This is a genomic window from Streptomyces sp. NPDC047130 (genome assembly GCF_040643475.1).
GTDB lineage: Bacteria > Actinomycetota > Actinomycetes > Streptomycetales > Streptomycetaceae > Streptomyces.
Genome location: NZ_JBEYUK010000060.1, coordinates 1 through 8,361, shown reverse-complemented (window position 1 = coordinate 8,361; position 8,361 = coordinate 1). Strand labels below are relative to the sequence as shown.

Below are 8,361 nucleotides of genomic sequence, written 5' to 3'. Positions count from 1 at the left end.
CCCCGCACCACCACCCCGCCAACCCCGTCACCACCACCACCGCCGACAACGCCACCCTCCAAGCCTTCCTCGACTTCATGACCGGCATCGGCGAGGCGGCCGACGACACACCGGTCGGCTCGCCCCCGGAGAGTTCCACCACGGGCGCCCGTCCGGACCGCGCCGCGGGGACCGGCACCGCCGCGCCGCTGCACCCGGCGCCCGGCGAGCGGGCCGGCCGGATCACCGTGGAGGCGATGGAGGCCTACTACCGGGCCTACGCCGAGTTCTTCGACACCGACGACGCCGCCGTCGACTTCGCGAGCGGCTACTACGTCTTCGCCGACTCGCAGACCGTCTTCACCGAGCGGATCGCGCTGCACGACGCCCTGCGGGACCAGATCGGCGCCTTCCACGCCGAACTGGTCCGCATCCGCGACGCCCAGGCCGCCGCGCCCACGCCGATGACCGCCGGCCCGGACGCCCCGCTGCGCCTCTACCGCAAGATGGCGACCGCGGAGGCACGGGTGTTCCTGGGCGCCCGCACCGCGCAGGCCGGCTTCAAGGCCGCGATGGCCCACAACGACAGCCGGCAGTACCGCAAGTTCTTCACCACCTCGCTCTCCCACACCGACGCCTTCACCAACGACAACGCGGCGTCGGACGACGAGACGGTCGTCGAGTTCACCGTGCCCGAGGACGGCTACTGGCGTTTCGTCCGCGCCCACGGCGTCCCCAACCAGCAGACGGGCGCCTACCAGATCCCCGACTCCGCGCTGCTGCACCAGGAGCTGCTGCGCACCGGTGCCGCCGCCAACTTCCGGTCCCCGCAGGACGTCGACGCGGTGCTGACCGGGCGGACGCACCACAACATCGGCATCGGGCACGGCAACCAGAACGAGTTCGCCCGGCTGGTGACCGGCATGCGCGAGGTCACACCGCAGGAGGTGGACCAGGCCGTCCGGGATGCCCGGGACACCGCCCGCGAGGCCCGTCGGCCGAGCGTGGAGGCACTGGTCCAGCGGCGCGTCGACGAGCTGCGCCGGCGTTCCGCGGTGCACGCCGCGCCGGCCGGCGGCCCCGACGGCCAGGTCCCCGGCCTGTGGCCGGCGCCCCTGTCCTCCTACGTCACCGGGTACGGCGCCGAGCACGACGGGCACGTGGGCCTCGTGCACGTCGAGCCGCTGCCCTCGCCCGTCGTCGACGGCCTGCACCGGCAGGTCCTGACCGCGCTCGGCATCACCGGTCCCGTGGCCGACGACCATCCGGTGCTGCTGCGGCTGCGGTCCACGCTCACCGCGGAGAAGCTGGCGCGGGAGCTGCCGTACGTGCGCAGCAGCCGCGGCGCGCGGTTCACCGTCGAGCACGAGGGCCGGGAGCGGACCGTGGACGTACGGCTGGGGCTGCGGGACCCGGCCCGCTCCGCACGGTACGGCGCCCACACCGTGCAGGACCCCGAGGCCCGTGTCGAACGGCGCGGCATCGGCAGCCAGGACTCCGCCTCCTCCAGCGGTTCCGGCACCCTCCGCTCCGTTCCGGTGACCTGGACCGGCCTCTTCCCCCGGGACGCGGCCGGACCGGTGCGGCGGCTGGACGCCGCCCTGGCGCTCACGCTGACGCACAACCAGTACTCGGCGACCACGACCGTCACCCACGCGGTGCAGACGATGACCGCGCAGCGCAGCAGCGAGCTGTCGCAGCCGGTGGAGTTCGCCACCGTGTGGCAGGTCCGGGTCGATCCGCCGGCGCAGGCCTCGGCGGCCGACGGCTGGGACGCCGCCCGCACCCACGGACCGGTCACCGTCTGGTTCCCCGAGCATCTGGCCACCGACCACGACGGCGAGCTCGCCGTCCCCGCCGGCCTGGACGACCTCCCGGTGTGGGGCGTCGACACCGTCCGCGAACCCGCACGCCTGCTGGCCGAGGTGCGGCGCAGCTACGCCACCGACCTCGCCGGGCTGTCGGACACCTCCGCCCGGGAGCTGGAGGAGTTCCTGTCCGAGCCGATCCTGCGCGGCGCCCTGCCCCTGCAGCGGAGCGGCGGCCTGTTCTCGCCGGTGCTGCTGGACCGCGACGGCAACGCCATCGGCATGCTGAAGGTGACCACCGAGGTGGAGCCCGGCGACCCGACGCACCGCTCGCTCGACGGGAAGATCAACCTGGAGGCGCACGTGGCGCACTCCGTCAAGGTCGACAGCTCCGCCAAGCTCACCAGCGGCGCCGCCCTCGACGGCAGCTTCGGCCCCGCCTTCACCGGTGACCACGCTCCGGGGCACCCGGACGCGTCGTCGGTGGTGTCGGGCAGCCTGGCCGGCAAGGGCGGTCTGCAGTGGCAGACCAGCGCCTCGCTGTCGTCCGGTGGTTCGGCCACCATGACGCACTCCGTGCGCAGCAACCGCAGTCACCTCCTCGCCCCGGCCCGCGTCACCCACCGCGTCACCCTGATCCGGGCCCGCGGCGGCAGCACCACGCACCGGTTCGGCCCCTGGGACGACGGCATGCGCCTGCGGATCCTGGCCGCCGCCGACGCACAGGGCATCACGCATCCGCCGGGCTCCGGGACGCGGCAGCTCCCCGAGGAGCTGGAGAACCTGCAGAGTCTCGGCGTCTCCGCCGCTCCGCTGGAGGTCTCCGGCACGGAGCCTCTGTTCGAGCGCGCCGAGGCGTGGCTGCGCCGGGAGGGCTTCCTCCCGCCGCTCGAAGCGGTGCCGGGCGCCCTGTTCGACGAGGCCGCCGTCCAGGCGCGGCTGGCCAACCTGCGGCGGTTCGAGCAGGCCCGGTCCGGCACGGGGCTGCGCGCCTCCACCGACGGCATGCTGGACGGCGGCCACGCGATGTGGTTCGACCTGCCGGACCGCAGCGGCGGGACCCGCCGCGTCCAGCTGCGGCTGTCCGCGTTCCGCGATACCGGACCCGGCCCCGCCACCGGGGCCCGGCACCGCCGGACCCTGCCTCACGTGCAGGTGATCGGCATCTCCTCGTTCTCCGTCGCCGGCACCGAGACCAAGGGCTATGCCTACGGCTGGCAGGCCGGCTTCGGCGGCGGCCCCGCCGGCCCGCTGGGCGACCGCACCCCGTGGGCCCTGGGCGGCAGCGGCGACTACACGTACGCCCGTCGCACCAGCCACGCGTCCACCGTCGGTTCGGGCGTCAACCAGGACCAGTTCTTCATCGGCAGCGGTCAGCCCACCGAGGTCTTCGACGTGCCCGCGCAGTTCGCCCTCGACCTCTACGAGGGGCCGGGCGAGGACCCAGCGGTGCGCTTCGCCGATCCCGCCTCGCACCCCGACGCCGCCCCGGCGAAGCCCGCCGACGTCGAGAGGCCGGCGGAGCCCGTGACCCCGCCCGTGCGGACCGTCGGCGGACACGTCACCCTCGCCGTGCCGCAGCACCGCACCGTCCCCGCCGGCACCCCGCGGCAGGCGCCGCCCGCCCACCGGGTGCGGGCCGTCGACGACACCGACCGTGCGCGCCTGGCGCTGACCGGCCCGGACGGCAAGCCCGTCGACGGCGTCGTCCGGCTGCCCGACGACGCCGTCATGGACGTCGTCCGCGGCTCCGGCGCGATCCTCGACGCGTTCCGGCAGATCGTCACCAACACCTACCCCGGCCACCCCGAGCAGGGGCTGCTCGACACGGTGAGGCAAGCCGTCGCCGCGCGAGTCCCCGAGGCCCTCACCACGGCCGGCGACCGGGTGTCGGGACTCCTCTCCGGCCCCGGCGCCACCGACCAGAGCGCACCGTTCACCGAGGTGCTGCGCGGCGCCGTCGCCCCCGCCGCCCTGGTCGGGCGTGCCCACCAGATCTTCAAGGGCGGGTACGTCGTCGAGGGGCTCACCCTGCCCGGCCTCGGCGCCGACCACGAGTTCTCCGTGGAGATCCAGGGCTATCTGCACGACGCCGAGCACCTGCACAGCGCCAAGCAGTACCTGGAGACCGACGTCGGCGCCACCGACACCGCCCAGCAGCAGGTCACCACCGGCACGAGCCACCAGGGCGCCCTCAGCGCCACCACGAGGCAGATGCCGCCCACGGTGCCCGCGGGCACCCCGGCACCGGCGCAGCAGCGTGCGTTCAACCCGTCCGCGCGGTACGCGTTCGGCAAGCGCACCGACGAGACGCACACCCTCGGGTCCACCACCGCGGTGACCCGTACCCCGACGGAGAGCGGCGTCCAGCACCGCGTCCGCAGCGGGGCCACCCTCCTGGTCACCGTCCGGCACGGCCGCCGCAACCTGGTCGGCAACATGCTCGGACTGACCGGCGCCGACCCGGTCACCGTCGCCGTGGACCTGCCCCGCGGTGCCCAGTTCCTGCTCAGCGACCAGCAACTGGCGCGCGACGCCGAGTGGTTCACCGGTCTCGGCACGCTGACCCCGCCCGCCCTGCCGGAGCCGACGCTGCCCCTGCCGGACCGTTTCTCCCGTACCCAGGAACCCGGTTTCGCCGGTGTCCTGTCGGTCAGGCAGCTCGGCGCCGACGGCAACGAACAGCGCGACCGGATGCGTGCCGAACTGACCGCCCTCGTCGAGCGCGAGGCCCCCGGCTCCACCGTCCCCGGCCACGCCTCCTACCTGCCCGGCGTCGCGGCGCGGATCGCCGACCTGACCACCGCGACCGCTCTGCGTGCCCTCCCCGGCCGCGGACCCCGCGGCGTGCAGCGGTTCCACTTCCGGCACCTCGCCAAGGGCGGCGCCCGGCTGGTCGAGGTCGAGCTGAGCGCCCGGCCCCGCCAGGACACCGACGGGCTGCGCACCGTCCGCGGACGGCCCGCGGGCAGCGGCACCGGGCAGGAACAGGTGCACACCCACGCCCCCGCCAACACCTCCGACTCCGTCTCGCACACCCGCCGGCACGCCGTCGCCTTCCAGCCGACGGCCCGCTACATCCGCCCCACCGACGACACGCGCACCGACCGCACCGGCCCCGCCCTGGGATTCAGCACCACCCGCACCGACACGGGCAGGACCGCCGAGGGCGGCGAGGACCGCTTCTGGCTGCGCACCGACAACGCGGCCGACTTCGAGGTCGACTACGAGTACACCGCCACGGTCCGCTCCGAACTGGTCGGGGAATGGCCCCTCGACGTGCCCGGCGGCGTCATCGAGGCCGGTGTGCTCGCCTGGTACGACGAGGACGTCACCCTCGGCGCCTGGCTCGACCGCGTCCTGCACGGCCGGCCCGCGGCCACGGCGACGGTGCCCGCACGGGTCACGCTGCGCTTCACCGGCAGCGAGGCGGCCGACCCCGTGACGCCGCCCCGGCCCACCCCGCCCTCCGTGTCGGCCGAGCACCCGCTGGTGGCCCCGCCGACGGCCGACGGCCGACCGCGGCTCGCCGACGGCCAGCGGATCGTGCCGACCGGTCCCACCCCGGTCTTCCACTTCAACGCGTACGCCGAACTCGCCGAGGCCCTCGCCACCGTCGCCCCCCGGACCACCGCCCACTGGCAGGCCACCGCGGCGTCCGGCTCCGCGGAGGGCGCCGCCGTCCGCATCGGCGAGCTCATCCAGGCCGGCACCATCAGCCTCGACCCGCCGCGCTCCGCCGGGATCACCCAAACCCTGCCGGGCGCGTACCCCGAGCCTCTCGAGTCCGACGACCCGCCCAGCCTGCGCATCGAACTGCGCAACCCGCGCCGTGTCACCGACGCCGGTGACGTCGCCCTGGACCGGCTGCGGCTGCCGACGACCACCGCGACCACCTCGCTCGTCGCCGGATCCGCTCCCGCCCTCGCCCTGCAGATGGCCTACGAGAGGTCCGACGGCCAGGTCCTGGGCACGGGTGTCCCCCTGGTCAGCCGGCAGCCGGTCACCCAGGGACAGGTCTCCACCACCGCGGCGACCCGCCGCGAGTGGTTCAAGACCGGCGGCACCGCACTGCCCCCCGGAGGCCGGGGCACCCGCAGCCACGAGACCATGGCCGACGTCGTCATCACGGTCAGCGGCCCGCAGGGCACGCTGTACGTGACCGGCAGCGCCGAACTCCGCCTGGCCGAACGCGACGTGCTCGGCTACGGCATCACCGACGCCCGCACCGATCCGCACGTGTACGACCTGCGCTCCCTGCTCGCCGGTCAGCCCACGGCCGACCTGCGGGACTGGACCACCCATCCCCTCGGCGACCTCCCCCAGGCGCTGGCCGACGGGCTGCACCCGAGCGATCCCGCCGCCCAGCTCTGGCTCGCCGTCGGACCCGACCCGGACGGCGCCCTGCTCGCCCGCGCCCTGTACGCGGCCGCGAGGACCGCCGTCCTCGCCGGCCGGCCCGTGGAACTGGTGCTCCGCACCGACGAGGGGCTGCGGCACTGGGGGTTCACGCCGGACGGCGCCCTGCAGAGCACCGACGCCGGCACCCTGGACTCCTGGAGCGGCCTCGACGCCGGGATCACCGCCCACGCCGACGCCTTCCGCGCCCAGAGGGAGGCACGGCAGCGGGAGAGCGACCTGCGCGGACCGCAGGCGGAGGCCCGCACCGCGCTCGACACCGCCGAACAGGCCGTCGGCGCTGCCGGCACCGCGCGGCGGGAGGCCGCCGACGCGTCGACCCGCGCCGAGGAAGCGGTCACCACGACCCGGTCGGAGCGGGACTCCGTCGAGTCGGAACGCGACCGCTGGCAGCAGGAGGCCCGTCGGCTCGCCGCGACCCTCCTCGACCTGCCCCGCCGGATCGGCGAGGCGGGCAAGCGCGCCACCACCGCGTCCGGCGAGGTCCGCGCCGCGGACGCCGTGCTGGAGCACATCGCCCGCCAGGAACAGGGCACCGTCCCCGAGACCCGGGCCCGCGAGGCCCGCGAACGCTCGGCCAGGGCGCACTCCAGGCTGCGGGCCGCCCGCGAGGAGGTCGACGGGCTGCGCGCCGACCAGAAGCGGGTGCAGGGTGAACTGGACGCGGCCCGGCGGAAGGCCCAGGACGCCGCCGGCCGGCTCCCGGCGCTGGAGACGGCGCTCGCCGACGCCGAGAGCGCCGCCGAGGACGCCGCGGCCGCGCTCACGGACTCGACCGGGCGTCTGGACGGGGCCACCCGGCACCGCGACGACCGGCGTGCGCGTCTGCGGGCCCTGAACCGGTCCGTCGTCGAAGCGCTCAAGGAGCAGTCCGAGCAGGCCGCCGCCCAGTCCGACGCCCGGCTGCGGCTGCCCGGCCTCGCCCTGGCCGTGAGCGACGTCCGGCAGACCACCGCCGAGGGGCTGGTCAGCGTTCCGCTGTCGTCGCTGGCGTCCGCCCCGGCTCGGCGGCCGGGCAAGAAGCCGTTGCTCACCGCGCCGAAGACCGCTGCGAGCACCGCTCCGGCCAAGCGGAAGCCGGCCGCGTCACCGCCAGGCCCGGTGCCCAAGACCGAGGTGTCGAAGGCCGCGGTGTCGAAGGCCGGGGGAAGCAAGACCTCGCCGTCGAACGCCGCGCCGAAGCAGGCCCCGCCGAAGGAGAACGGCGGGAACGGGCTTCAGGGGCAGGCCGGGGGCAGCGGCACGTCCGGCTCGGGGGCCGCCCGGGAGGGCAAGCACAGCTCGGCCGCGCCCCCGGCCACCGGGCGCCTGCTGCGCACGGTCGCCGACGGGGAGTGCCTGCTCCACTCCGTCCTCGGCAGCGCACCGGGCGTGGTCCGTGACGCCGTCCCCGGACTGGCGACGGCCCGCCCCGACGTCTTCGCCTGGCTCTCGGACACCGGGCGCGTCCGCGCCGCCCTGGCCCGCCGGGCCCGGCAGTTCGGCGAGACCGGCACGCTGCCCCCGGACCCCCTGGTCGACGCGGCCGTCGCCGCTCTGCGCGGCCACGTCGCCGACTACCTCCGCCAGGCCGGTCCCGCAGGGACCGTCCCGTACGAGGTCACCGGTCAGCTGCGGCAGTCCACGCTGCAGGAATTCGCGGACCACCTGAGGGACCCCGCCACGGACCGCGCCGATCTGCTCGAGCTGGCACGCCGGCACCGGCTCGGCGACCGGAACGCCCTGTCCGGTCTCTCGGACGACGAGCTGAGGACCCGGCTCGAGGCCGCGTACCCGACCAGTACCGCCCTGATGAGCCCGGACGAGTGGCACGGCCTGCTGCAGGCCGTGGAGAACTGGGGCGACAGTTGGGCGACCCCGTTCGGCGAGGCGTTCCTGCCGCTGACCGCGCACGCGCTCGGCATCACCTTCGACGTCGCCCGCGCCTATCCCGACGGCCGCGCCGAGGTGGTCTCGCACCACGGCCCCGAGGCCCCCGGTACCAACGGTGTGGAGATCTACTACAACGGCGTCGACCACTACAGCGCCAGCGACGCCCTACCGGCCGGTGCGGATGCGAGTGCGGGCGTGGTGCATGCTGCTCCGTCGGGCCGGCTGACGCCGGAGGTGACGGCGAGGCTGTACCGGGCGTACGCGGACTACTTGTTCCGGGCGG

General features: G+C 75.5%; 1 pseudogene. It reads left to right on the top strand.

Annotated features, from left to right (window positions below):
• Positions 1-8,361: pseudogene (locus ABZ836_RS30335) on the top strand (hypothetical protein); the annotation flags it as partial.